Below are 25,926 nucleotides of genomic sequence, written 5' to 3' on the forward strand. Positions count from 1 at the left end.
GCGATCGGCGACCTGCTGGCTGCGCCGCTCGATCGATAGCCCCGCGAGATAAAGGCATCCGATGACAGCGACTCCGGCAACTCCCAGACAAAGAATTTGGCCTTTGAGCCCAAAACGAACCTGGCTCCGCGCCGGGCTCGTGACTTCGGCACACATCGCTGTTCCCTATGAGTCGATGAAGCAACAGCGGCGAGTTTTATGAGTTCTGCTTAAAGACGAACTAACTAGGATGCAGAAGCAACACCTATTCAACCATTGGATGCAGTAGAATTACGGGTCGCGGCGAGAACATCAGCTCACGACGACCCGTGCTACGCACCTTCGTGTGCAGTCGGCGGAAGCGCTTCGCGCACTGCCGACCGGCATCCTTGCTTCTCAAGCCCACTCGCCCTTGCGGAACACCGGCACGCGGCGGCCATCGGCATGGATGCCGTCAATGTCGGTCTCGGCGGCGCCGATCATCCAGTCGATGTGGATCAGGCTCTGATTGCCGCCTTGGGCCGCGATCTGCTGTGGCGACAGCGAGGTGCCGTTGACAAAGCATTTCGAGTAGCACTGGCCGAGCGCGATGTGCGAGGCGGCGTTCTCGTCGAACAGCGTGTTGTAGAACAGCAGGCCGCTCTTGGAGATCGGCGACGAGTGCGGCACCAGCGCGACCTCGCCGAGCCGGCGCGCGCCCTCGTCGGTGTCCAGCACCTTGTTTAGAACCTCTTCGCCCTTCGACGCCTTGGCCTCGACGATGCGGCCTTCCTCGAACTTGACCTGGATGTTGTCGATCAGCGTGCCTTGGTAGGACAGCGGCTTCGAGCTGACGACGTGGCCGGAGACGCGGCGGCAATGCGGCGTGGTGAACACCTCCTCGGTCGGGATGTTGGCGTTGCAGACGATGCCGTTCTTGGCGGTCGACGCGCCGCCCTCCCATTCATGGCCGTCGGCGAGACCGATCGTCAGGTCCATGCCGGGGCCGGTGTAGTGCAGCGCGCTGAAGCGCTGGCCATTGAGCCATTCGGTGCGCTCGCGCAGCACCGCGTTGTGACGCTCCCAGGCGGACACGGCATCTTCCCGATCGACACGCGAGGCGGCGAAGATCGCGTCCGCGAGCTTGGCGACGGCGACCTCCTCCGGTACATCGGGGAACACCAGCCTGGCCCATGATGCGCTCGGATAGGCGATGATGTTCCAGTTGGTCTCGAAATTGGTGATCTTCTCCAGCGCCGGCTGGTAGGCCTTGGAATTGGCCTTGCTGGCGCGTGCGACCTTGGCCGGATCCTGACCAGACAGCAGCATGGGATTGTCGCCGACGATCGCGAGCCGCGCGGTGTTCTCCGAGAACGCCTTGGCCATGCCCTGATAGAGCCAGTCAGCGGCACGATCGAAGCTGTTGTCGTGACCGAAGCGGTAGCGCGCCAGCGTCAGCTCCTCATCGGAGAAGAACGAGGTCACGATGCCCGCGCCGGCCTTGTAGGCGTGCTCCGCGACCTTCCGGACCAGCGGCAGCGCCACCGACGGCGCGGTCAGCAGCAGATCCTGCCCCGGCTGCAGCTGCAGGCCGACCTTCACCGCAACCTCGGCAAGACGGTCGAGCTTCACGGGATCGATGGCGGCATCGAAATTGCGCGGATGTGCGGTCATCAGAGGTATCCAGTTCCGGTTTCTTTTCGCGGTCTTCAAGAGATAGGCCAATGAATGGGACGGTCAATGGCGAAGCAGCGGCAGTGCGGTCATCTCTCCGCCCCGCTGGGGGTGCAGCGGCGGGATGCGGCTGGTCGGGCGGCCGCCGGCGCTTGCCGGGCACCCTCATCGCAGGTGAGCAAGCGCTCGCTGAGTCGCCCGACGACCACCGCGTCAATATCCGATCGCATCAGTCCTCGATGTCCAGCCCGTCACCATGAACATACCAATCGGCGCGTGACGCCCAATGCACGTGACGATCCGGCGCGGCCCCGAGCGATTGATCGAAGCCGCCGGCCGGGACAATGGCCTCCCGGCCGCTGCGCGTCAGATGCGGCATCGGGCTGCCGCAGCGACTGCAGAAGGCCGTCGCGAAGCTACGCGCCTGCGGCAGGTCGAAACGTGCGACCCGCGCTTCGCCCTGCAGCCAGCGCAGCGCCGCGGCCTTGACGATGACCTCACAGGAATGCGCCGTGCCGCTGGCCTTACGGCATCGTGAACAATGACAGTTGAGAAACTTGTCGAACGGGCCGTCGACCTCGAACACGACCTCACCGCACAGGCAGCTGCCACGAAATCTCGCCATACTCATCTCCTCTGAGGCAAGCGCCCAGATCCATGCGCCCTGGTCTGGAGAACCACTGCGCGGCGCCACGCTGCGATTGACTAACAAGTCTCAGCGTGGCGGCCCAACGGGCCGCGATGTCACGCGCCCTCGTCCTGATACAATTCCACGTCCGACCGTGGAGCTGAGAGAACACACCGTACCCAGGTAGTCGTGAGAAAGAGTCAACTACTTGGGTTGAATTGGAACCTGCCTCGATGAGCAGCCCCCTCGCGGTTTTGCATGGCTCACCGGCGATTCCGTCACTTTGAGGACATGATTGCCGGCTGATTGGCACGTGGCAGGGGGATTTCACAGTTCAGGAGTCCTCCAAATGTATCGTGTTGTCATCCTCATCGCCGCATTGCTGGCGCTCTCGACGCAGGCTCAGGCCCGCCCCCGTCACCACCATCATCATTCTCATCACTTTGCGCACCGCCATCACCACTCGGCCATGTATGCCATGGCCTCGATCGCAGGCGAGGGCCGCGTGGTCGGCGGCCGTCCGTCAGGATGCCCGCACGCCTTCTGCGGCTGCGAAGCATCGCTCTACAAGTTCGGCCGCGTCATTCCCGAGCTCAATCTCGCCTCGAACTGGCGTCGCTTTCCGCGGGCCTATCCCGCGCCTGGCATGGCTGCGGTCCGTCCCGGCCACGTCATGATCCTGCAGCAGCAGGTCGCGGGCAATGTCTGGCTTGTGCATGACGGCAACTCCGGGGGTCACGTCACCCGCGAGCACCCGCGCTCCATCGCAGGCTATACGATCGTGAATCCCGATGCGGCGTCGTCGATGTACGGCGCGGCCAGCAGCTTCACCCGCCAGGCCCGCGCACCAGCATATCAGCATCTCGCCCGTGCGCGGACTGATGGTTGGATGGCCAACGCAACGCCGATGGCGTTCAACTAAGCCAGTCCCAGCCCGTCTCTCCTTGACCAACCGAGCCGTCGCTTGATCGCCGTTACACAGGCGCGCGATGCTCGCCGTCGACGCATGCCCGACCTCCGATGCGCACGCCATTGCGCATCGGAGAATCATGGCACGCGCCTATGCGAGCCACTCGGCGGCCAAGAGCGACGGCGCACGACTGAGCCTGATCCGAACGAGGACAGCGCGCTCTACTTCTGCGGCTCCGTCGTCGACCACAGCAAGGTCGTCGCGCCCTTCTCGTAGGCCATGCCCTTTGGGTAGCTGATCAACTCCATCTGCAGATCCCAGGGAGTGAGGAAGTACAGGATCGACTGGCCGCCAGCGGGCCCCTCGGTGATTGGAATGGGGCCCTGCATCGTGCGCACACCCTTCGATTTCAGATAGGCGGCGGCCTTGTCGATGTCGTCGACATAGAGCGCGATGTGGTGGCCGCCAAGATCGCTGTTCTTCGGCTGCGTCTTCGCCTGATCCGGCGCCTCATACTGGAACAGCTCGATATTGGAGCCATAGCCGCAGCGAACCATGCTGATCTCGTGAATGACCGCGCGCGGATGCACGTTGACGACATCCTGCATGAATGTGCCCTTGTCGTCGGAGAACGGCCCGAACGACATCGCCTGCTTGCAGCCGATCACGTCGGTGAAGAAGGCAATCGCGGCCTTTACATCGGGCACCGTGATGCCGGTGTGGTCATGGCCGCGCAGGCCGGGGATGGAATCGGCGGAGGCGACGGTGGTGGAAAGGGCGAGGGCGGCGATCGTGGCGCTGAGGCGTTGACTGATCTTCATCGATGGACTCCCAGGGGACAAACTGATGACCTGATTGCGGGGAAAGATCATCCAGCCGAACACGTGTGACGACCGGAGTGTTGTGCCCGTGAGCCTCCACGTCGTCATGGCCGGGCTTGTCCCGGCCATCCATGTCGCGCGGCGTTCCGGGAGCGACGTGGATGCCAGGGACAAGCCCGGGCATGACGGAGAAACTCACGAGCAACGTCGTGTGCCGCGACAAACCCCTCACTTCGTAGCTGAACCGGTGGAGCTCCACGCGTCACCCCGATGCCAGCTGCTTCTCCACCGCCTTGTGATCCTGCGCCAAGCCAGCAGCGAGACCCTTGGCCATGTCGCCGACATAGATGTCCTCCTCACCGGCTTCGTAGCCGTCGAGAATCTCTTTTGCGGCATCGGCCGGGGTCATCTTCGGAATCGGCAGGCCGGCCGTCATGCGCGTGTCGACCGCGCCGGGCAGTGCACCGACGATGCGCACGCCCTTTGGCGTGAGCTCGCCACGCAGGCCTTGCGTGAGGCTCAGGGCCGCGGCCTTCGAGGCGCAATAGGAGCCCATCAGCGGCAGGTTCACCCGCGCCAGGATGGTGAGGATGTTGAGCACCGCGCCATGGTTCCTGATCAGGACCGGCGCGAAGGCGCGGGTCAGCCGCAGCGGCGCCAGATAGTTGATCTCGATCTCCTCCTTGGCGAAGGCGAGATCGGGCGCGAGCATGAAGGCGGTGTTGTGATTGACGCCCGCATTGTTGATCAGCAGCGTTGCGTCCGATGCCTGTAAGGCGGCGGCCGCCGCGTCGGCATCGCTGGTGACATCGAGCTTCAGCGGCACGATCTTGCCGGTGGCCGCAAGTCCCGAGACGTCGCGCGCGGCGGCGTAGATCTTGGCCGCGCCGCGGGCGAGAAGTTCGGCGATGAGCGCCGTGGCGATCGCGCCGGTGGCGCCGGTGATGACGACGACGGAGTCCTTGATCGAAGCACTCATGCGGCTGATCCCTGCTGCTGGGGTTGCTGACGGGACGGGATGTCGTCGAGCCAGCCCGGCTCGACATCGGGGAGCGGAATGGCGGCAAGAAGCTGGCGCGTATAGGCGTGTTGCGGATGGGAGAAGATGCGGCCGACCGGACCGTGCTCCACCACCTCGCCGCCCCGAAGAATGGCGACCTCGTCGCACAGCACGCGAATCACCGACAGGTCATGGCTGATGAAGACGACCGTGAGACCAAGCTTGGCGCGCAGCTCCTTCAACAGCATCAGGATATGCGCCTGGGTGGAGACGTCGAGGCCGGAGACGATCTCATCGGCGACGATGAAGTCCGGCTGCAGCGCCAGAGCCCGCGCGATGCCGGCGCGCTGGCGCTGGCCACCGGAGAGCTCGTGCGGATAGCGGTCGACGAACGCCGTCGGCAGACCGACGAGATCGAGCAGCGCGGCGGCACGGTCGCGGCGATCACGCCTGCCCTTCAGCCGGCCATAGACCTCGAGCTGGCGCGTCAAGGTCACCGCCAGCGGCAGGCGCGGATTGAGCGACGATTGCGGATCCTGGAAGATCATCTGGATCCGCGCGCGCAGCGGGCGCAACGCAGCTTCCGACAAGTGGCTGATCTCGGTGCCGTCGAACTGGATGCCGCCCGACGTCGGCTCCAGCAGCCGCACCAGAAGCCGCCCGAGCGTGGTCTTGCCAGAGCCGGATTCGCCCACGAGACCGAGCACCGCGCCGCGCGGCACCGCGAGATCGACAGATTTGATGACGTCACGCATCACGGGCTTGCCGAACGGCGATGTCGATCGCGCCGGATAGGCGAAGCCGAGCTGGCCGGTGCGGAGCAGGATGTCGCTCATGCCGGCCTCGTCGCGGTCAGCTGATCGAGCCGGCGCGCCTCGGCCCAGAGGCTTTCGATCAGCGCCGGCGGCACCGGCTTCAGCGCATCCGCCGGGCGATCGGCGCGTGGCGTCGCCGCCAGAAGCGCGCGGGTGTAGGCATGATGCGGCTTCACCAGGACGTCCGCGGTCGGGCCGTCCTCGAGAACGCGGCCGGCATGCAGCACGGTCATGCTGCGGCAGATCTTGGCGACCACGCCGAGATCGTGCGTGACGAACAGGATCGCGGCGTCATGGCGCTGACGCATCCGTTCGACCAGCTGCAGCACCTGGCGCTGCACGGTGACATCGAGCGCGGTGGTCGGCTCGTCGGCGATGACCAGTGCCGGGTCGCAGGCAAATGCCATCGCGATCAGCACACGCTGACGCATTCCGCCGGAGAGTTCGTGAGGATAGAGTTGCAGCACGCGCGCGGGATCGCGGATTGCGACCTCGGCGAGCAGATCGGCGGCGCGATCCAGAGCGGCGCGCTTCGACAGGCCGAGATGCAGCTGCAGCAGCGCGACCATCTGCGCACCGATGCGCCGGACCGGATTGAGCGAGGTCATCGGATCCTGCGGGATCAGCGCGATGCGGCGTCCGAGCAGACCGCGCCGCTCCTTGTCCGGCATCGCCAAGAGGTCGCGGCCTTCGAACTGCACCTGGCCGGCGCGGATCGCAGCCTTGGCCGGCAACAGCCCGAAGATGGTGCGGCCGACCATCGATTTGCCGGCGCCGGATTCGCCGACCAAACCGCGCACCTCGCCGGCCTCGACGCGCAGGCTGACGCCGCGCAGCACATTGGCGGCGCCGATCGCGACATGGAGATTGTCGATCTCGAGCACGGCACTCATCGGCGCTGCACCGGATCGAGCGCGGCGCGCAGACCGTCGCCGAGCAGATTGAAGCCGATGACGCTGATGATGACGGCGAGAATCGGCAGCGCCATGATCCACGGCGCCTGGTAGACGATCTGCCGCCCCTCGGTAATCATGCCGCCCCAGCTCGCGGTGTCGCCGGTGACGGAGATACCGACAAAGGACAGGATGACCTCGACCAGGATCGCGATTCCCATCTCGACCGCCAGCAGGGTGACGATCAGCGGCACCAGATTGGGCAGGATCTCCAGCCGCAGCGCCTGCGCGCGGGTGAGACCGAGCACGTGCGCGGCCGCGGCATAGTCGCGCGCCAGCTGGGCCTGAGTCTCGGCTCTGATGATGCGGGCGAAGCGGGTCCAATCGACCACGACGATGGCGGCGATGACCGACACAAGCCCGGCGCCGATCACCGCCGCGAGCACGATCGACAGCAGCACCGGCGGGAAGGCCATCCACACATCGATCAGCCGCGAGACCGACTGATCAGGGACGCCGCCGAAGGCGCCAGCGACGAGGCCGAGCGCGATGCCGATGATCGCGGCGAGCAGCGAGGCGATCAGGGCCACCGACACGGCGGTCCGCGCGGAATACATCAGCCGCGACAGGACGCAGCGCCCGAGGCTGTCGGTGCCCAGCGGAAACGCGGCCTCGCCGCCGCGCATGAAGGCGGGCGGCAGTTGCGCCGACATCAGATCCTGCTCGGCCGGATCATGCGGCGCGATCACCGGCGCGAACAACGCGATCAACAGCAGCAAGGCAACAAGGACGCCGCCGATCCACAGCCGTGCCCCGCCGCGCGCCAGCGCGCTGCGCCAGCGCGAGGCCGGCGCGGAGATCGGTCCCGAGAGAATGAGATCAGCCATGACGCAGCCTCGGATCGAGCACCGCCACCAGGAGATCGACGGCGAGGTTGAGGGCGATGAACAGCACCGCAAAGGTCAGGATCAGCCCCTGGATCAGCGGGAAATCACGGTTGATGACCGCGTCGATCGCCATATTGCCGATGCCCTCATAGGAGAAGATGCGCTCGACCAGCACGGTTCCGCCGAGCAACAGGGTGACTTGCACGCCGGACAGCGCCACGGTCGGGATCAGCGCGTTCGGAAACACCTCGCGTTGCAGGATGGTGGTGCGCGAGAAGCCGCGCGTGCGCGCGATCTGGGCGTAATCCTGATCCTCGGCCTCGGCGAGTTGCGCCTTCAACAGCCGCGCGACCAGCGCCGCGAACGGCAGCGCCAAGGCCAGCGACGGCAGCAGCATGTGGCGCAAGAGATCGGCGGCGACGTCGAAGCGCAAAGTCAGCAGGCTTTCGATCAGATAGAAGTGGGTGCGGAAGGCGACCGCGAGCTGCGGATCGAGCCGGCCGGAGATCGGCAACAGCGGCAGCAGCACGCCGAAGCCGAGCAGCAGGATCAGCGCCCACAAGAAATCGGGAATGGCGAGGAAGAAGCCGTTGGCGGTGTCGAGCAGCCATTCGAGGCGGCTGCCACGCAGCAGACTGCCGACCACGGCCACCGCCACGCCCATCATGAGCGCGAGCGCGACAGCGAGCGCCGCGAGCTCCAAGGTCGCCGGCAGCCGCGCGCCGACCAGTTCAAAGACCTGCTGGCGCAGGCTGATCGAGCGGCCGAAATCGCCCGATGCGACCTGGCCGAGCCATGTCACGAATTGCGCCAGCAGCGGCTGGTCGAGGCCATAGAGCGCGCGCAGCCGCGCGATATCCGCCGGCGAGGCGCCCGGCGGGATCATCATCGCGATGGGATCGCCGGGCACCACGCGCAGCAGCACGAACACGATGGCGCCGACGCCGAGCAAGGTCGGCGGGATCAGAGCGAGGCGCTTGAGAATGGCGCTCCAGCGCATCGCCCGCGTCCCCGCTCAGCCCTGGGTGACGAGTTGCGGCAGGATCATGCCGTTGGCCTGCGGCACCACCTTCAGCCCCTTCTTATGGATGATCGGCTGGACATATTGCAGCAGCGGAATCACCTCGCCTTCCTCGGCGATGTATTTGTCGACCGCCTTCCAGCCGGCGATGCGCTTGGCGTCGTCCTTCTCGCCCCACAGCGGCCCGATGCGCTCGATCAGGTCCTTGCCCTTCCAGGCCGAGTGCGGCGACGGGCCGAACATCGCAAAGCCGGTCGAGGTCGTGGGATCGCCGATCGCATTGCCCCAATTGTAGAACGCGGCCGGCGCCAGCGCGTGGCGGGCGCGCAGCTCGAAATGCTGCGCGATCTCGTAGACCTCGATATTGGCCTCGATGCCGACCTTGCGCCACATGCCGGCGATCGCCTGGACCATCTCGTAGTCCTTTGGCTTGAAGCCGCGCGTCGTCTGGATCGTGAACTTGACCGGCTTGGCGGTCGAGTAGCCGCTCTTGGCGAGCAGGCTCTTCGCCAGCTCCGGGTCGTAGGCTGTCTTGATCGACGGATCGAACGCGGCGTAGCCCGGCGCCTCCAGCGTGTCGATCGGCACGCCATAGCCGCGCAACAGCTTCTCGACGATCGCCTTCTTGTCGATGGCGTGATTGGCGGCGAGCCGCACGTTGCGGTCGAGCATCGGGTCGATGTCGGTCAGGAAGATCATGCCGATGTCGGAGATCGGCTGGGTGAGCCCGGCGAGGTTCGGCTTGGCCTTGAGGCGGTCGAACTCCTCATAGGGAATCTCGAAAGTGATGTCGGAGCCGCCGGACTCGATCTCGGCGACGCGGCTGGTCGGATCGGTGACGAACTTGAAGACGACGGTGTCGAACGCCGGCTTTGGCCCCCAATAGCCGGGATGCGCCTTCAGCCGCAGGAAGGCGTTGCGCTCGAACGCATCCACCTTGTAGGGGCCAGAGCCGATCGGCGCCTTCTCGAAGCCCTCGGCGCCGACCTTCTCGTAATACGCCTTCGGCAGCACGTAGCCAGTGAGGAACGCCATCCATTTGAACAGCACGGGCTCGAACTCGACCACATCGGCTGTGATGGTCTGGCCGTCGATCTTGAAGTTATTGATCTTCGACCAGACAAACTGGATCGGGTTGCCACCCTTCGGATCGGCGGCGCGGGTCAGCGACCACACCACGTCCTCCGGCGTCACCTTGGAGCCGTCATGCCAGGTCGCGTCGGAGCGCAGCTCCATCGTGACCTTGCTGCGGTCCTCGTTCCAGCCCCATTTGGTCAGGAGGCCCGGCTTGAAGGAGAGATCGGCGGCCTGGCCGATATAGGGATCGAAGATCGCCTGGTAGATCGACTGGATCGTCGGGTTCACCGCCGAGACGCCGACGGTCGGATCGAACGACGGCAGATTGACATTGTAAGCGATGGTCAGGGTGCCCGCGGCGGCGCGCGCCGAATGGATCGGCAGGCCGGCGGCGAGCGGCAGCGCAGCCGCACCGGCGAGCTGCAACATCGTACGACGAGAGATCTGATGGTCACGCATGGTGATGCAACTCCGGATGCGAAGGACGACGAGCGAATGAGGCGGCGTTCCTGCCGACGCCGCCCGACGACGTGATCAGTTCGGCGCGCTCTCGGCCCAGCACTTCATCAGCGTGTTCGAGGGCAGGGATTCATCGACCAGCTTCTTGGCGGTCTCGATGCCCGCGACCGGCAGCTTGGCCGGATCGAGCAGACCGATCTGCACCAGCACCGAGGCCTGATCCCAATAAATGTGCTCGTTGTAGAGCTTGTCGCCGCGGAAGCGGACGATCGCGACCAAGGGGATCTCGACATATTTGCCGGTCGGCGGGATGCCGGGCAGCATCCAGTCGATCTCGATATCGTGGGTGAAGCAGAACAGCATCTCATCGACGACGCGGTCGGCACCGATGGTGCGCGAGATCGGTACAAGCTTGGTGTCCGCGGGCGTCTTCGGGATGAAGTGATTGGCGTAGAAGCGCAGCAAGTTCTTGTAACCGACGCCGCCGGTCATGGTCGGGATGTGGTTGACATAGGGCTCGGCGACCATCGTGCCCATCGTCGCCTCCGCCGAGCGGGTGGCGAATTCGAGCTCGGTGTGGCGATCCCACAGCGACGACAGGTCATAATGCGGACCGAGAACCTTGCGGAACAGCGCGATCGAGCGCGAATGCGCCATCAGCGTCGCCGGCTTGTCGAAGCTGGCGCGCTCCGGCGCGGCGAAGGCGTGGTCGCAGCCGGGATAGAGATAGAACTCGGCATCGTCGCGGCCGGCAAAGCCGGCCTTGATCGCCTCGCGCGCCTCGGCAGGGGCGAACTTGTCGAGCTCCGCAAAGTGGAAGACGATCGGTCCCTTGATGGTCTTGGCCTCGGCGATATCGGCCTCGATGCCGACTCCATAATAGGAGACGGCGCAATCGACATCGGTGCGGGCCGCGGTGAGGTAAGCGAGCTTGCCGCCGAGGCAGAAGCCGAGCGCGCCGACCTTGCCCTTGCATTCAGGCCGCGCCCGCAGCACCTTCAGTGCGTCCGCCGTGTCCTTGATCGCGAGATTGACGTCAAAGCGCTGGTAGTAGCCGAACGCCTTGGCGAAATCCGCCTCGCCGTAGCCGAGCTCGATGCCCGGCTCGAAGCGCCAGAACAGGTCGGGCGCCAGCACGACATAGCCCTCTTCGGCATAGTAGTCGGCGACCGCGCGCATCGAGGCGTTGACGCCGAAGATCTCCTGCAGGAGCACGATGCCGGGACCGGAGCCTGATGCCGGCACGGCTAGATAGCCCTTGAACGTGCCGCCATCGGCGGCGGCAATGTCGACCCACTGTCCAGCCATCGTCATGCTCCCCGGTCCTGCCGGCGTCCACAGTGACGCCGCACCTGATGTGTTTTCTTCATTGAATTTTTAATGTAAAAATATCGGATGTAAACAGCAGAGATTGAGCATGCGCTGCACACGCATTGTGCGGAGCGGCATCGGGAGATGGGATATTGAAAAGGGCTGATGGCGCCGCGGCGACGCGCAAGGCCGTGGCGGTGAAGGCGAAATCCGCCGGCCGTAGGACAGGTTCACAGCCGGCCAAGGCACGCAACGCCGCGGATGCGAACGGCGACAAGGGCTCCTGGCATCTCGCCCGCAGCGATGCGGAGCGGCGGCTGTCGGATTTCGAATTTGCGCTGGAGCGGCTGGCGCAGTCCTATTACCGCTGGAAGGCGTCCTGCCTCGCAGCGGTGTGCGAGGTACCGCTGACCGGCGACGACGTCGCCGTCCTCAATGTCGTGCGCATGGGCGACGAGCCGAAACGGCTCGCCGAAGTCGGCCAATTGCTCAACCGCGTCGACGTGCCCAATCTGCAATATGCGACGCGCAAGTTGGTGCGCGCCGGCCTGATCGAAACCGAAGGCCGCTCCTCGCGCAAGGAGACGCGCTACCGCGCCACCGCCCGCGGCCGCGCCGTCACCGAGGACTATGCCGCCTTGCGCGCCACGACGCTGCCGCCGCTGTTCGACGCGCTGCCCGGCTGGATCGACAGCTGCGCGGCAACCACCGCGCAACTCGACCAGATGTCGGGACTCTATGGCCAAGCGGCGCGCGTCGCCATCACCAAGCGCCACCAGTCCTAATCGCGCCGCGCATTCAGCGCGGCGCGTCGACGGCCGTGACCTTCCACAAGGTGCAGACCACGCCAGCCCGGCCGACGCTGTGCGCCAGCGCCTCGGCCTGCACCTTGTGCGTGGCACGCAGATGATCGAACCAGGCGCGCCCCGGCGTTTCGATCACCAGGAACTGGGCACCATCGCGCACGACATCGGCCGTGCTCACGATTTGCGGCATCGGCAGCCAACCCTGCAAGGCCTGCAGAATGTGATAGTCGACCGCATTGCCCGGCGACCGCGTCGGATAGGTCATCACCACATCCCAATCGAGCGGAAATCGATAGGCCGCAGCATGCGCGGCATAGGCGGCGCGCGGCAGGAAGACATGGGGCGAGTCCGCGATCACCGGCAGGTCACCGCCGACATGCGGGCTCTCGAAATAGCCGCCATTCGCATCGGCGCAGACGGGATCGCCGTGGAACGGCGTGGCCGCATGATCCACGACGTTGCGCAACATCAATCCGCCGATCAGCAGCGCGGCCGGGAGCGCCAGCGCACGCGGTGCGGCAACGAGCAGCCATTGCGCAAAGGCTGTGAGCAGCAGGTAGGACACCACGATCTGCGGGGTGAAGAACCGCGGCACGAAGATGGGGACAGCGGCGCGCGACACCATCCAGCCGGCGAGCGCGAAGGCGGTAAAGCCGGCCGCTAGGAGGCCGAGATAGCGGGCTGGCTGCCCTTGGTCGCTGGCGACCATCTCCTCGAGCCGCCGCGGCGTTCGTTTCAGCCATGCCATTCCGGCGTTGCCCAGACCCAGCAGCGCGACCACGCTGATCGCCAGCAGCCATTGCGACGAGAACAGGGTCTCGGCCAGTTCGCTCCAGCCCGGCTCCGTCATCCAGCCATAGGGGCTCGCCACCTGCAATTGCTCGCGCAGCACCGGCGTCCAGGCCAGAAGGAGGAGCACCGCCGGACCTGTCGCAAGCAGCGCCCGGCGCAGCAGCGCACCATCACGCGGCCGGCTGAGACAGCCGGCCAGCGCGATGCAGCCGACATAGGCGATGCCGAACGTATGCGCGAAGGCCAGGCCGACGAAGGACAACGCTGATAGCATCAGATCGGCGGGACGACCGCGCTCGATCAGCCGCTGCTGGCACAGCGCCGCGACGGCCGCCGTCGCGAAATAGGTGGCATAGGTCCGCAGTTCGAAGGCGGCGTAGAGCAGGTTGTCGTTCAGCGTGACGAGGATCAGGGCGCCGGCCGTGCAGGAGACCGCCGAGAGCGCACGGCGGGCGAGCCGCCACAGCGCGACAAGGCCGAGGCCGACCAATGCGATATTCAGCAGCTTCAACGCCGCGACAACGGGCACGGCTGAGGGCAATAACCGCGTCAGCAGCCATGCGCCGGTGAGATAGAGCGGCGGATTGCCGTCGATGCCGCGCGCGATCCCCCTCCACAGCCTCGGCAGGCTGTCCGCCTGCAGCAAATGCGTCGTCAGCAATTCGTCGGCCCACAACGGATCGTTAACCGAACGGACGGCAAAGGCCGCGAGCGCGCAGCCGCCGAGCCATGCGCCGGCGACCTGGAGAAGCTTCTGGGCTGAGGAACCGGTCGAATCCATGGATGCGCTGCTGCTCGCGCATCCATGACGGAAAATCCTTAGCACCGGCTTTCGTCCTGGTTGCTCCGCGCCGGTTCACACGATCTTAGGGAAGCAAGCCGCAGGATGAGCGCGACGCCAGCAGCGGTGAGAGATGCCACTTCCCTATCAAGACACGACCGGCCCGGGTGACGCCGGCCCACTCCGCGACGCGCGCCTGCGCGGCGGCCGGCCGCTGGTCGTCGATGTCGACGACGTGCTGATGCAGACGAGCCTGTCGAGCGAGGCGATCTGGTCGGAGATCGCCCATCGTCCCGCAGCCGCCATCGCCTTGGCCGCCGCCGTGCTGCGCGGTCCGGCCGAGCTGAAGCGACGCCTGGCCAATTCGGCACATTTCGATCCGGCCCGTCTCGCCTACGACACCGAAACCGTTGCTTATATGCTGCGCGTCCTCGGCGAAGGCCGTCCGGTCTATCTCGCCTCCGACACCTATGACAGCGCGCTCGTCGGTGCCATCGCCCAGCATCTCGGCGTATTCACCGCCTGGACCGCCTCGGCGGATGGCGCCAGGCTCGATCCGGAGGCCCTGAGCCTGCTGCAGTCCTGGAGTCAGGGCTTCGATTATCTCGGCCATGATTCCGAAGTGCTGCCGGCCGGCGCGACGCGAATCCCGCGCCGCTCACCTGCGGCGCCGTCCGTTGCGACCAGCGATCCCGTCGGCTGGCGGGTCTGGGCGAAGCTGCTGCGCGTGCATCAATGGGCCAAGAACGCGCTCGTTCTGGTGCCACTGCTGACGGCCCATCAATTCGGCCTGTGGCCGGCGATCACGGCGCTGTTTGCGGCGCTTGCCTTTTCGCTCGGCGCCTCCGCGGCCTACATCCTCAACGACCTCGTCGATGTCAGCGCCGACCGCGCCCATGCCACCAAGCGCGAGCGGCCGATCGCCAGCGGCGCGATTGCTCCGGCGCAGGCCATCGCCGCGATGGCGCTGCTGCTCATCGGCGCGATCACGATCGCCGCGGTGGTCTCCCCGGCCTTCCTTGGCGTGCTTGCCGGCTATCTCGCACTGACCACCGCTTATTCGTTCCGGCTGAAGCGCCTTGCGCTGCTCGACGTGGTCACGCTGGCCGTGCTCTACACGATCCGCGTCGTCGCCGGCGCGGTCGCCATCGGCGTCGCGATGTCGGAATGGCTGTTCGCATTCTCGCTCTTCATCTTCATGGCCTTGGCGCTGGTGAAGCGTTACGTCGAGCTCGACCGCCGGAGCAGCGGCGACCGGCCGCTGTCACGCGATTACCAGCCGAACGACCGGGCGATGATCGCGGTCCTGGCGGCGGCCGCCGGCTTCAATGCCGTCGTCATCTTCACGCTATACATCTCGTCAGACGCGGTGCGCGCGCTCTACGGTCATCCCCAGATCATGTGGGCCAGCTGTCCGGTGCTGATGTATTGGGTCGCCCGTGTGATGCTGTTCGCCCAGCGCGGCCTGATCGACGACGATCCGGTGATCTTTGCGCTGAAGGACCGGGTCAGCTGGCTCGCGCTCGGCACCATCGGTGCGATCATGCTCGCCGCAATGTAACGACCGGCCATGAGCGACCTCGCCGGCTGGGGCAATTATCCGCGCATTCCGACCGAGCAGCTCGTGCCCGCGCGAGCCGAGGCCATCGCGCCGCTGCTCGCCGGGCGCAGCGGACTCGTTGCCCGCGGCCAGGGGCGCGCCTATGGCGACGCCGCGGTCGGCATGGCGACGACGCTGACATCATCGCGCCTCAACCGGATGCGCCGCTTCGATCCTGCGAGCGGCGAGCTGACGGTCGAGGCCGGCGTCACCATTGCCGACATCCTCGCGACCTACGTGCCGCGCGGCTTCTTCCTGAAAGTCGTGCCGGGTACCAAATTCGTCAGTATCGGCGGCGCGATCGCGGCCGACGTCCACGGCAAGAATCATCATCGTGACGGCGGCTTCGGTGATCATGTGATCGCGCTTCGATTGATGCTGCCGAACGGCGAGATCGTCACCTGCTCGCGGCACGCCAATGCCGAGCTGTTTCATGCCACCGTTGGCGGCATGGGGCTGACCGGCATCATTGTCGAAGCGACTTTGGTCCTGATGCCGATCGAGACCGGCTGGCTGGTGCAGGAGACCCATGTCGCCGAGGATCTCGACGCCGCCATGGCCGCGCTGGAACGAACCGCGGCCCATACTTATTCGGTCGCCTGGATCGACTGCCTGGCCCGCGGACGCGCGCTCGGCCGCTCGTTGATCTACGCCGCAGACCATGCAAGCGCAGCCGACAAGGACCGTTTCGCGCCGGCGCGCGACGCCTTCCCGCCGCAGCGGCGTGCTGGACCTTCGATGCCGGCCTTTATGCCAAGCTTCGTGCTCAACCCGCTCGCGGTGCGCGGCTTCAATGCGCTGTATTTCCGGCGCGGTGCCCGGCAGGCCCTGACGCCACAACTCGTGCACTGGGATCCCTACTTCTTCCCGCTTGACACGATCGGCCACTGGAATCGCATCTATGGTCCGCGCGGATTCCTGCAGCATCAGTGTGTGATTCCCGCAGCCAACGCCCGCCGCGTCCTGGCCGAGATCCTCGACCGCGTCGCGCGCCGCGGCAGCGCCTCGTTCCTCGCGGTGCTCAAGCAGCTCGGCGACAGCCACGGCCTGATGTCGTTTCCCTTGCGCGGCTACACGCTGGCCATGGATTTTCCGATTCAGGACTCGCTGTTCGGGTTCCTTGACGAACTCGATGCGATCGTCACCGCCGCGGGAGGCCGACTCTATCTCGCCAAGGATGCGCGGCAGTCGCGGGCCACCTTCGCCGCCGGCTATGCCGGTCTCGACGGCTTGCGCGACATCCGCCGCTGCATCGGCGCCACCGACAAACTCGTCTCCCACCTTTCGGCCCGATTGGGGATCTGAGCCATGACCGTATCCAAATCCGTGCTGGTGATCGGCGGCAGTTCCGACATCGGTCACGCCACGGCGCTGCGCTATGCCGAGCGCAGCTGGCAGGTTGCGCTCGCCGCACGCGACACGATCACGGCCCAGCGCAATGCCGACGACATCAAGGCGCGTACCGGCAACGACGTGGCCGTTCACGCGCTGGACATTCTGGAGACCGACAGGCTCGCCGCCTTCGTCGATGACCTCCCGGCCCTGCCAGACACGGTGATCTCCGTGGTCGGCGAGCTCGGCGACCAGGCCCGCGCCGAACGCGACATCGCGCACGCCGCAATGGTCATGCGCACCAATTTCGAGGCGCCGAGCCTGCTGCTCGGGTTGTTCGCCAACGCCTTCGCCGCCCGCGGCTCCGGCACCATCGTCGGCGTCAGCTCGGTGGCCGGCGATCGCGGCCGCGGTTCGAACTACGTTTATGGCGCCGCGAAGGCCGGCTTCTCGCAGTTCCTATCGGGCTTGCGCAACCGTATGGCGCTGACCGGCAAGGTCCGCGTCGTCACCGTCAAGCCCGGCTTCGTGCGCACACGCATGACCGCGCATCTAAAGCTGCCGGCGCCACTGACCGTGACGCCTGCCCGCGTCGCCGCCGACATTTACGCCGCCGCCGAGGAGAGTCCGCGCGACGTAATTTACGTCGGCCGCCGGTTCTGGCTGGTGATGACGATCATCGGGCTCATTCCGGAAGCGCTGTTCAAGCGGCTGAAGCTTTGACGGATGGTGCCTGCGTCTCCCGCCTGAACAGGACATAGAGCGCCGGCAATACCAGCAAGGTGAGCACGGTCGAGGAGATGATGCCACCGATCACGACGGTCGCGAGCGGCCGCTGCACCTCGGCACCGGCACCGGTCGCGAGGGCCATCGGCACGAAGCCGAGCGAGGCGACCAGCGCCGTCATGAGAACCGGCCGCAGGCGCGCCAGGGCGCCCTCCTCCACCGCCGCCAGCACGCTGCGTCCCTCCTGGCGAAGCCGCTCGATGAACGCGATGATGACGAGACCGTTGAGCACCGCGACGCCTGAGAGCGCGATGAAGCCGACGCCGGCCGAGATCGACAGTGGCAGCCCGCGCAGCAGCAGCGCGGCGATGCCGCCGGTCAGGGCCAGCGGCACGCCGGAGAACACCAGCGCGGCGTCCGCGACCGAGCCCATGCTCATGAACAGCAGCAGGAATACCAGAGCGAGCGCGATCGGCACGACGATCGTGAGCCGCTTGGTCGCCGACACGAGTTGCTCGAACTGGCCACCCCAGCCGATCCAATAGCCCGGCGGCAGCTTGACCTTTTCGGCCACCGTGGCCTGCGCCTCGGTCACGAACGAGCCGAGATCGCGGGCACGGACATTGGCCGACACCACGATGCGACGCTTGCCATTCTCACGGCTGACCTGGTTCGGTCCCGGCGCCGAGGCGACCGTAGCGACTGACGACAGCGGTACGTAGCGCGGCTGGCTTGCGGAATTGAAGGCGGTCCGCAGCGGTGCCGCACTCGCTTCCTCTCCGGCCGGCAGCGGAATCGGGATCGCGCGGATCGCGTCGAGATTGCCGCGCAGTCGCTCGGGCAGGCGCACGACGATGTCGAAGCGGCGGTCGCCGTCGAACAGCTTGCCGGTCGCCTTGCCGCCGATCGCAATCTCGACGACGTTCTGTACTTCGGCGACGCTGAGGCCGTAGCGCGACAGCGCCTGGCGGTCGATGGCCACGGTCAGGATCGGCAGGCCCGCGACCTGCTCTGTCTTGACATCGGTGGCACCGGAGATGCCGCGGATCGCGGCTTCGACCTGGCGCGCCGCGCCCTGCAGAATGTCGAGATCGTCGCCGAAGATCTTGACGCCGACGTCGCTGCGCACGCCGGAAATCAACTCGTTGAAGCGCAGTTGGATCGGCTGCGAGATCTCGTAATTGCTGCCGGGAATCTCGTCGGCCGCCTCCTCGATCTCGGCGACGAGCTGCGCCTTGGGCTTCGCCGGATCGGGCCACTGCTCGCGCGGCTTCAGCATGATGTAGCCGTCGCCCTGCGACGGCGCCATCGGGTCGGTTGCGACCTCGGCGGTGCCGATGCGGGTGAAGACGTCCTTCACCTCGGGAATTCGCTTCAGCCTCGCCTCCAGCGCCTTCTGCAGATCGACCGACAGCGTCAGACTCGTGCCGGGAATGCGCAGCGCCGCCAGCGCGACATCGCCCTCGTCGAGGCTCGGGATGAACTCGCCACCCATGCGCGTCGCCGCGACCCCGCTTGCGGCGACGATCACGACGGCGGCAGCAGCGACCATCATGCGATGCGCGATCACGCCGCGCAGCAGCGGCGCATAGATCCGCCGCGCGCCGCGCATCACCAGGTTCTCCTGCTCCGACACTCTGCCGGTGACAAAGACCGCGACCGCGGCTGGCACGAAGGTCACGGAGAACAGCACGGCGGCACCGAGCGCCATCAACACGGTCAACGCCATCGGCGTGAACATCTTGCCCTCGACGCCGGTCAAGGTGAGCACCGGCAGATAGACTACGGCGATGATCAGCGTGCCGAACAGGCTCGGCCCGATCACCTCGCGCGCGCCGCCGACGATGGTCTGCAGCCGCTCGGCCGTCGTGAGGAGCCCGCCCTTGCGGTGCTGCGCCTGGGCGAGCAGGCGCAGGCAGTTCTCGACGATGATGACGGCGCCGTCGACGATGATGCCGAAATCGATCGCGCCCAAGCTCATCAGATTGGCGCTGACCTTGCTCTCGACCATGCCGGTGACGGTCATCGCCATCGACAGCGGGATGATGCAGGCGGTAACCAAGGCGGCGCGGATATTGCCCAGCAGCAGGAACAGCACGACGACGACCAGCGCGGCGCCTTCGAGCAGATTCTTCTCGACGGTGCGGATCGTCGCCTCGACCAGATGGGTACGGTCATAGAGCGTGCGCGTGATCACCCCGTCGGGCAGCGATCTCGCGATCTCGTCGAGCCGCGCGGCGACCCGCCGCGCCACGGCGCGACTGTTCTCGCCGATCAGCAGCATCGCGGTGCCCAGGATCGTCTCCTCGCCATTGAGGGTTGCAGCGCCGGTCCGCAGGTCGCGTCCCTCCATGACCTCGGCGACGTCGCCGATGCGCACCGGCGTGCCGCCGCGCGCGCCGATCACGATATCCCTGAGTTCGGCGGCGGTGCCGACCTGGCCGGGCGCGCGGACCAGATATTGCTCGCCATTGCGCTCGATATAGCCGGCGCCGACATTGGCGTTGTTCGCAGCCAGCGCGGCAATGACCTCGCGGAAGCTGATCTTGTAGGCCATCAGACGGCCGGGATCGGGCAGCACGTGGAACTGGCGTTCGAAACCGCCGATGGTGTTGACCTCGATCACGCCGGGAACGCCGCGCAGCTGCGGCCGGATGATCCAGTCCTGGATGGTGCGCAGCTCCGTCGGCGAGTAGTCGGCGCCGTCAGGCGTCTTCGCGCCGGGCCTGGCCTCGACCGCATACATGAAGATCTCGCCGAGCCCGGTCGAGAGCGGCCCCATCGCGACCTCGACGCCCGGTGGCAACTGATCCTTGATCTGCTGGATGCGCTCATTGACCTGCTGACGCGCGAAGTAGATATCGGTGCCGTCCTGGAACACGACGGTGACCTGGCTCAGGCCATAGCGCGACAGCGAGCGCGTGTAGTCCAGCCGCGGCAGACCGCCCATCGCGGTCTCGACCGGAAACGTGATGCGCTGCTCGGTCTCGAGCGGCGAATAGCCCGGCGCCTTGGTGTTGATCTGCACCTGGACATTGGTGATGTCGGGCACGGCATCGATCGGCAGCCGGGTGAAATTCCAGGCGCCGAACGCGGCGGCGGCAAGCGAGACCAGCAGCACCAGCCAGCGCTGGCGGACGGCAGATGCGAGGATCGCGTCAATCATGCTCGGCCTCCCCCTTGCCCATCTCGGCTTTCACCACAAAACTGTTCTCGGCGACGTAATGCTCGCCGGGCGACAGACCATCGCGGATCTCGACATGGACCGGATCGGACTCGCCGAGCGCGACTGGCCGCGCCTCGATCTTGTCGCCCTCCTCGCGCACGAAAACGACGGTCTTGTTCTCCAGCGTCTGGATCGCGCTGGCGCGCACCGCGACGGCGACGCTGCGCTTGGCCAGCACCAGCCGCGCGGTCACGAACAGGCCGGGGCGCAAGCGGCCGTCGGCATTTCCCAGCACGACGCGCGCGAGCGCGGTCTGCGTCTCGCTGGCGCCGACCGGGGCGATGTAGGACACATTGCCCTTGATCGGGCCGCGGCCGTCATCGGGGTCGATCAACACCTCGTCGTCGAGCCGGACACGACGGAGATCCTGGCGATAGATCGACAGGTCGACCCAGATCGTGGAGAGGTCCGCAACCACGAAGGCCGGCTTCTGCTCGGAGGCATATTCGCCGAGCGAGATCTGGCGATCGATGATGGTGCCGCCGATCGGGGCCTTGAGGTCATAGGCGGTCAGGCTCTGGTTGCTTTCGATCGACGCGAGCAACTCATCCTTGGCGACGCTGTCGCCGATCCGCTTCCTGATGGCACGGACGATGCCGGGGAAGCGCGGCGTCACCTGCACCAGCGCCTCCTGATTGGCGCGCAGCACGCCGTTGAACGCCAGCGTGTCCGAGAGCGTCGCCGGCCCCGCTTCGGCGAGCGTGACGCCGGCGGCGGCGAGCTTGACGTCGCTGATGCGGATGCGGTCGGCACCGTGCTCGTCCTGCTCGACGTGATCCCTCGGCGTCCACTCCTGCTTCTCGGCGTGATCGGTGTGGCCAGCCGCCGTATTCCTGTGCGGCACCGCGTCCGCCAGGAGGTGCGACACCCCGGCGCCGGCTGCAGCCGCCAGAATCACGATAACGGTGATGGTGGAGATCTTCATCGCGTGGTCTCCCGAGCCAGAGTGAAGGGGCGGCCGACCAGGCCCTCGATCGTCGCGACCGCGACATGGATGTTCTGCAGCGCCTCCTGTTCGCGCAGCCGGGCCTGCGCCACGCTCGCCTGCGCGTCCAGCACTTCGAGCAGGGTGAAGCGGCCGGCGCTATAGCCCTGTGCGATCTCGTCCGCCGCCTCCCGCGCCTTGGGGATCGCGATCTCGCGCAGGACGGACAATTCGCGCAGCGAGCCCTGCAGCGAATCATAGGCACGGCCGGCGACGATAAGCAGCGCGTTGCGGTTGGCCTTGCGCTCGGCCTCGGTCTTGGCGAGGCTTTCCTGCGCGGAGAGGATGTTGCCCTGGTTCTGATCGAACACCGGGATCGGCACGGAGACGCTGAGCCTGACCGCATCGTCCTTCGTGTCGTTGAAGTGGCGCCAGCCAGCGCCGACGCGCACGTCGGGATAGGGTTTCAGCCGCGCCAGCAGCAGCTCGGCATTGCGCTGGGCAAAGACCGCGGTCCAGCGCGCCAGCTGCGGATTGGCGTCAATCGCCGTCATGACGCTCTGAAACGATGGCGGCTGGCCGATGGCTTCGAATCGGCCGCTGACGGACGCGAATTTGGCCGAGCTGTCACCAGTGAGCACGGCAAGTTCGCGCCGTGCGCTGGCGAGCGTCGCCTTGACGCGCTCGCGATCGGCGCGCACCAGCGCGGAGGCGACCTCGGCACGGCCGGTCTCAGCCGGCGACGACGCACCAGCCTCGACCCGCCGCCGCAACAGCGGCGTCAGCCGGTCCAGCGCGGCGACCTGATCATCGAGGATCTGGATGCGGCGCTGCGCGGCGAGGACTGTCACGAAGGCAATCGCCGTTTCAGACAAGACTTCGAGCCGCACCGCCTGTCGTTGCACCTCGGCCGCGCGAACCCCGGCCTGGCCGGCGGCGACGCGCGCGTCGCGCTTGCCGAACCATTCGAAGGCCTGGCTGATCTGCAACGTCGTCTCGGCCGCGCGTGTACCGCGATACGCGCCGGAGCCGAACGAATTGTCCTGCTCATAAGAGAGCTCGGGATTGAGCAGCGCGCCGGCCTGCAGCCGCTGGCCGGAGGCGATGCCGATGTCGCGATCGGCGGCCGATAATCGCGGACTGACGGCGAGTGCGCGCGCCAGCGCCTCGCGCAGGGTCAAGGTCTGCGCAGACGCAGCGTATGCGGACGCCGCGAGCAGGGCTGCGGCGCAGAGCGCGCGCGCAGCCGTCCCAGCAAATGACATGAGAAGAACCTGTCTGGACGAGCAAGAATGGACGGCGTCGGCCGTCCGGCACGCAGCGTCAGATCAGGTGTTTCGGTGGCGGAGACTCCGACTCGGAGACGATGCCGGCGCGAAGCAGCGGAATGGCCCAATCGGTTGCGGCGACGATGTCGGCCGGAACGGCCGCGAACTGCAACTGCGGAATGGCCACCGAGAAGCAGCCATGGCAATGGTGATCGGCGATGCCGCGCGGATCGGAATGACTGGCCTTGTCGAGCAACGACGCGATCTCCAGCTTGCCGGCTGGGACATGGGCCACGTCAAGATCGCAGGCGCCGTGCAGCGCGCCAGCGAGCAGATAGGCCAGCATCAAGCACAGGGCCGCAATCCGGCGCAGCAAGCGCGGACGGCTTCCGTGAGATCGTCGATCAATGCTGCGCACCGCGCCCCCTGGTCGCGCAGCCGATAGCACGTTGCCGCAGCGATTGTCGATCCGCAACAATGTAACACCGCGTCACGGCACCGCAAGCGCGGGCGCGAGGATGACGCAGGACAGCAGCGCCAGCGCGGCAGCGCTGCAACGGTAGCCGAGCGTCGCCGGCATGACCTGCCCAAGACCGCGCCGCAGCGTCGCACCGAGCACCAGCCAGCCGCCGCCGATCATGATCGTGGAGCAGCCGAGCGCAACGGCGAATGGCAGCAGCTCGATCCCGGCGCCGGGGGCGGGTAGCAAGGTGAAGGCGAAGATGATGGCCTTCGGATTGAACAGCGTGGTGATGAAGACGCGGCGCAGGGTGACCGCCGCCGCATCGCTGTGGCCGGCACCGCCATGACGCCACAGTGACGTGGCCAGATGCAGCAGATACAGCGCGACCACGACACGCAAGGCATGGCCGACCAGCGGCGCCGTCGCTAGCACCGGTCCGAGCACGACGCGTAGCAGCAGGATCGCCAGCAGATAGCCGGCGAGTTCGGCGAGCAGCAGATGCGCGGAGGCGCGCGCGCCGCGGCTGGCGCCTGCCGTCGCCAGCAGCGTGTTGGTCGGACCGGGTGTGGCCAGCAGGGCCGCGGTCGACAGAACGAAGGTCAACAAATCCATGTTGCCATCGACCATGCCGGCGGACTGGCCGCCTTGACGAAGGTCAATGTCACGCCGGGGGCGGCGCCGCCGTCAGCGGCTCATGATATCCAGAGCCACATTCGGCGGCAGCGTCGGCGCGAACGCCTCGAGCGCACGCGTGACCTCGGCAGGATCGGCGTCCGGCGTCCGGTAGAAGGCCACGTCGCCGACGGCGACCGTGACGAACGGCGTGTGAAGCACCGCCACCTTGGTCCAGCTCGCCGGCACGCCTTGCGGGAACCAGCGGTCATAGATCATCGCCATGCCGACCGCGTGCTGCGCGGCAAGTGCGGCCATCTCCGCCGGGCCATAATGGCCGGCGAGCTTGGCCTTGCGCACCGGCTCGGAGCCGAGGCCCCAGAGATCGAGCACGTAGTTCGGATTGCGATAGGCGACCAGCCCGAGGTCGTTGACCGCTACGGGATGGCGATAGAACTCCCGGGCAAAGCGGCCCATCTGATATTGCTGCTGATAGATGTTGCGGGACGCCAGTGGCGTCGCGAGCGCGGCAGCAACGTAGGGCCACGCCGCAAAGCCCAGCAGCATCAGCAGGGGGGCGTTCAAGGCCGTCGCCACGCGCGCATCGAGATGGGGCCGGAGGCGAGCGACCAGCCACAGCCACGCCACGGCGGCGAGCGCGATCACATAGACCTCGTAGCGGTGGAACCAGTCATACTGGCCGAAAGCGACGTGACCGCCGACCGCCGCCAGCACAGCGCCGGCGATGATCAAGGCCGGCCTGTCGCCGCGCAGCCAGCAGGCGGTGGCGGCCACGGCCATGCCGAGCAGCAGCAGGCGCTGGCCGTAGGGATTGATCAGGCTCAGGATCAGATTGTCCGTGACGGCGCTGAACGCGGCGGTGCGCTCATACGCCGCTTCGACGAAGCGGGCCTTCAACAGCACCGAGCTCGGCAGCAGCGGCAGGCCGAGCGCGTGCATGCGCGCCGCATAGGCCAGCAACGCCGCGGCGATCAGAGCGGCGGCAAGCGCGGCGGCGCGGCGTTGCCGCAGGAGCACGAGCGCGGCCAGCGCCGCGCAGGCCAGTGCCGCACCTTCGAAGCGGATCAGCGGCAGCAGTACCAAGGCGGCGATCTGCAGTCCACTTGGCGCGCGGCCCTGCGCCGCGGCGGCGAGGCCGGCGAAGGTGGTCACCGTCGCCCAGACGTGAAGGCTGTGCTCGAGCCCGGTCATCGGCAGCGCGACTGCGCTGATGATGAAAATCGTCGTCACGCAGAGCGCGCCCACGAGCCAGGAGCCGGCTGCGTCGAACAGGCCGCAGCCTTCCAGCAGCCGCATGATGGTGACGATCGTGGCCGCGGCCGCGGCGGCGCTGATGAGCAGCGGCCCCCAGCCACCGAGATGCACCGCCTCGGTGGCGGCGATCAGATAGGGCCAGATGATCGACGAGCTCGGTGATGAAAACTCGCCGGGATTGACGCCATAGCCGCCCGACAGGATCTGATCGGCCACGGCCAGATGGATGTAGGCATCGTCAAGGGTGAAAACGAGACGGCCGCCGGCCAGGTTGATGCTGACGATCAGCTCGACCGCGAACAGCACAAACCAGATCGACAGGATGACCAGAGAGCGCCGTGACAGCCGCGCCATGAGGCCGTCGCTCGCAGCGCCCCGGTCCGCATCTGCCGATCCAATCGCCTCGGTGGTCATGCGAACGTCCCGTGCCGCGCTCCCTGGCCTGCCCTGTTAACCGCTAAAGCTTAAGTCCCGCTTTCCGGAACGGCGCTCGCGTCAGTCTTCGTTAACATCGGCGAAACGGCGGTAAGCCGTGCCGCATGACGAGATCGAATGAACCGCATGCAGGTCGATTGATTGACTTGGTTCCTTCGGCCACTAAGGTTCGCGCCGCCGGACAATATGAACTGCGCGGATCACGGCCCGGCGAGGCCATGATGATCGCGG

General features: G+C 66.6%; 22 protein-coding genes. 5 read left to right on the forward strand and 17 right to left on the reverse strand.

What is annotated here, in order from left to right; translation table 11 throughout:
* Positions 1 to 375: 375 nt before the first annotated feature.
* A complete protein-coding gene (locus BBTA_RS33570) occupies positions 376 to 1,632 on the reverse strand; it encodes an aminopeptidase (protein ID WP_012046970.1) in 1,257 nt (418 codons plus the stop codon).
* A gap of 229 nt (positions 1,633 to 1,861) precedes the next feature.
* Positions 1,862 to 2,257, reverse strand: coding sequence for a GFA family protein (locus BBTA_RS33575; protein ID WP_012046971.1), 396 nt, complete (start codon positions 2,255 to 2,257; stop codon positions 1,862 to 1,864).
* A 352-nt stretch (positions 2,258 to 2,609) separates the two neighbouring features.
* Between BBTA_RS33575 and BBTA_RS33580 the strand changes: the two genes are divergently transcribed.
* Positions 2,610 to 3,182 (forward strand): hypothetical protein, encoded by a 573-nt coding sequence (locus BBTA_RS33580; protein ID WP_012046972.1) that lies wholly within the window; start codon positions 2,610 to 2,612, stop codon positions 3,180 to 3,182.
* Positions 3,183 to 3,391: 209 nt separating this feature from the next.
* Here the strand turns inward: BBTA_RS33580 and BBTA_RS33585 are convergent, their stop codons facing one another.
* The 8 genes from BBTA_RS33585 to BBTA_RS33620 form a co-directional block, all read right to left on the reverse strand.
* Positions 3,392 to 3,991 (reverse strand): VOC family protein, encoded by a 600-nt coding sequence (locus BBTA_RS33585; protein WP_012046973.1) that lies wholly within the window; start codon positions 3,989 to 3,991, stop codon positions 3,392 to 3,394.
* 262 nt (positions 3,992 to 4,253) lie between these two features.
* A complete protein-coding gene (locus tag BBTA_RS33590) occupies positions 4,254 to 4,970 on the reverse strand; it encodes an SDR family oxidoreductase (protein WP_012046975.1) in 717 nt (238 codons plus the stop codon).
* Positions 4,967 to 5,827 (reverse strand): ATP-binding cassette domain-containing protein, encoded by an 861-nt coding sequence (locus BBTA_RS33595; protein WP_012046976.1) that lies wholly within the window; start codon positions 5,825 to 5,827, stop codon positions 4,967 to 4,969. Before BBTA_RS33595 ends, BBTA_RS33590 begins: the two co-directional genes overlap by 4 nt.
* Positions 5,824 to 6,699, reverse strand: coding sequence for an ABC transporter ATP-binding protein (locus BBTA_RS33600; RefSeq protein ID WP_012046977.1), 876 nt, complete (start codon positions 6,697 to 6,699; stop codon positions 5,824 to 5,826). Before BBTA_RS33600 ends, BBTA_RS33595 begins: the two co-directional genes overlap by 4 nt.
* Positions 6,696 to 7,586: an ABC transporter permease gene (locus tag BBTA_RS33605; protein WP_012046978.1), complete on the reverse strand. Its 891-nt coding sequence runs from the start codon at positions 7,584 to 7,586 to the stop codon at positions 6,696 to 6,698. The genes BBTA_RS33600 and BBTA_RS33605 overlap by 4 nt, the downstream gene beginning before the upstream one ends.
* A complete protein-coding gene (locus tag BBTA_RS33610; RefSeq protein WP_012046979.1) occupies positions 7,579 to 8,586 on the reverse strand; it encodes an ABC transporter permease in 1,008 nt (335 codons plus the stop codon). The genes BBTA_RS33605 and BBTA_RS33610 overlap by 8 nt, the downstream gene beginning before the upstream one ends.
* Positions 8,587 to 8,601: 15 nt before the next feature.
* Positions 8,602 to 10,143 (reverse strand): ABC transporter substrate-binding protein, encoded by a 1,542-nt coding sequence (locus BBTA_RS33615; RefSeq protein ID WP_041751060.1) that lies wholly within the window; start codon positions 10,141 to 10,143, stop codon positions 8,602 to 8,604.
* Between the two features lie 75 nt (positions 10,144 to 10,218).
* A complete protein-coding gene (locus BBTA_RS33620) occupies positions 10,219 to 11,451 on the reverse strand; it encodes a dienelactone hydrolase family protein (protein ID WP_012046981.1) in 1,233 nt (410 codons plus the stop codon).
* Positions 11,452 to 11,606: 155 nt separating this feature from the next.
* Between BBTA_RS33620 and BBTA_RS33625 the strand changes: the two genes are divergently transcribed.
* Complete coding sequence (locus tag BBTA_RS33625; protein ID WP_012046982.1) at positions 11,607 to 12,239, forward strand: winged helix DNA-binding protein; 633 nt, start codon at positions 11,607 to 11,609, stop codon at positions 12,237 to 12,239.
* Positions 12,240 to 12,252: 13 nt separating this feature from the next.
* Here BBTA_RS33625 and BBTA_RS33630 read toward each other — a convergent pair whose 3' ends face one another.
* A complete protein-coding gene (locus BBTA_RS33630) occupies positions 12,253 to 13,833 on the reverse strand; it encodes a hypothetical protein (protein ID WP_041751061.1) in 1,581 nt (526 codons plus the stop codon).
* A 133-nt stretch (positions 13,834 to 13,966) separates the two neighbouring features.
* On the opposite strand from BBTA_RS33630, the gene BBTA_RS33635 reads away from it, so the two are divergent.
* The 3 genes from BBTA_RS33635 to BBTA_RS33645 are packed head-to-tail and all read left to right on the forward strand — an operon-like array spanning position 13,967 to position 17,488.
* Entirely contained in the window at positions 13,967 to 15,394 is a 1,428-nt protein-coding gene (locus tag BBTA_RS33635) for a UbiA family prenyltransferase (protein ID WP_012046984.1), read from the forward strand.
* Between the two features lie 9 nt (positions 15,395 to 15,403).
* Positions 15,404 to 16,738: an FAD-binding oxidoreductase gene (locus BBTA_RS33640; RefSeq protein WP_012046985.1), complete on the forward strand. Its 1,335-nt coding sequence runs from the start codon at positions 15,404 to 15,406 to the stop codon at positions 16,736 to 16,738.
* Between the two features lie 3 nt (positions 16,739 to 16,741).
* A complete protein-coding gene (locus tag BBTA_RS33645; RefSeq protein ID WP_012046986.1) occupies positions 16,742 to 17,488 on the forward strand; it encodes an SDR family oxidoreductase in 747 nt (248 codons plus the stop codon).
* Here BBTA_RS33645 and BBTA_RS33650 read toward each other — a convergent pair.
* The 6 genes from BBTA_RS33650 to BBTA_RS33675 form a co-directional block, all read right to left on the reverse strand.
* On the reverse strand, positions 17,469 to 20,657 hold the full coding sequence (locus BBTA_RS33650) for an efflux RND transporter permease subunit (protein ID WP_012046987.1): 3,189 nt from the start codon (positions 20,655 to 20,657) through the stop codon (positions 17,469 to 17,471). The genes BBTA_RS33645 and BBTA_RS33650 overlap by 20 nt on opposite strands.
* A complete protein-coding gene (ihpB, locus tag BBTA_RS33655) occupies positions 20,650 to 21,642 on the reverse strand; it encodes a divalent metal ion exporter adaptor subunit IhpB (RefSeq protein ID WP_012046988.1) in 993 nt (330 codons plus the stop codon). The genes BBTA_RS33650 and ihpB overlap by 8 nt, the downstream gene beginning before the upstream one ends.
* On the reverse strand, positions 21,639 to 22,907 hold the full coding sequence (gene ihpA / locus BBTA_RS33660; protein ID WP_012046989.1) for a divalent metal ion exporter subunit IhpA: 1,269 nt from the start codon (positions 22,905 to 22,907) through the stop codon (positions 21,639 to 21,641). The genes ihpB and ihpA overlap by 4 nt, the downstream gene beginning before the upstream one ends.
* 58 nt (positions 22,908 to 22,965) lie before the next feature.
* Positions 22,966 to 23,286, reverse strand: coding sequence for a hypothetical protein (locus tag BBTA_RS33665; protein WP_148221555.1), 321 nt, complete (start codon positions 23,284 to 23,286; stop codon positions 22,966 to 22,968).
* A gap of 114 nt (positions 23,287 to 23,400) precedes the next feature.
* On the reverse strand, positions 23,401 to 23,985 hold the full coding sequence (locus tag BBTA_RS33670) for a LysE family translocator (RefSeq protein ID WP_041751738.1): 585 nt from the start codon (positions 23,983 to 23,985) through the stop codon (positions 23,401 to 23,403).
* 72 nt (positions 23,986 to 24,057) lie between these two features.
* Positions 24,058 to 25,674 (reverse strand): hypothetical protein, encoded by a 1,617-nt coding sequence (locus tag BBTA_RS33675; protein WP_244424229.1) that lies wholly within the window; start codon positions 25,672 to 25,674, stop codon positions 24,058 to 24,060.
* Positions 25,675 to 25,926: the final 252 nt, after the last annotated feature.

Origin of the sequence: Bradyrhizobium sp. BTAi1 (assembly GCF_000015165.1) — a bacterium.
GTDB classification, from domain to species: Bacteria; Pseudomonadota; Alphaproteobacteria; order Rhizobiales; family Xanthobacteraceae; genus Bradyrhizobium; species Bradyrhizobium denitrificans.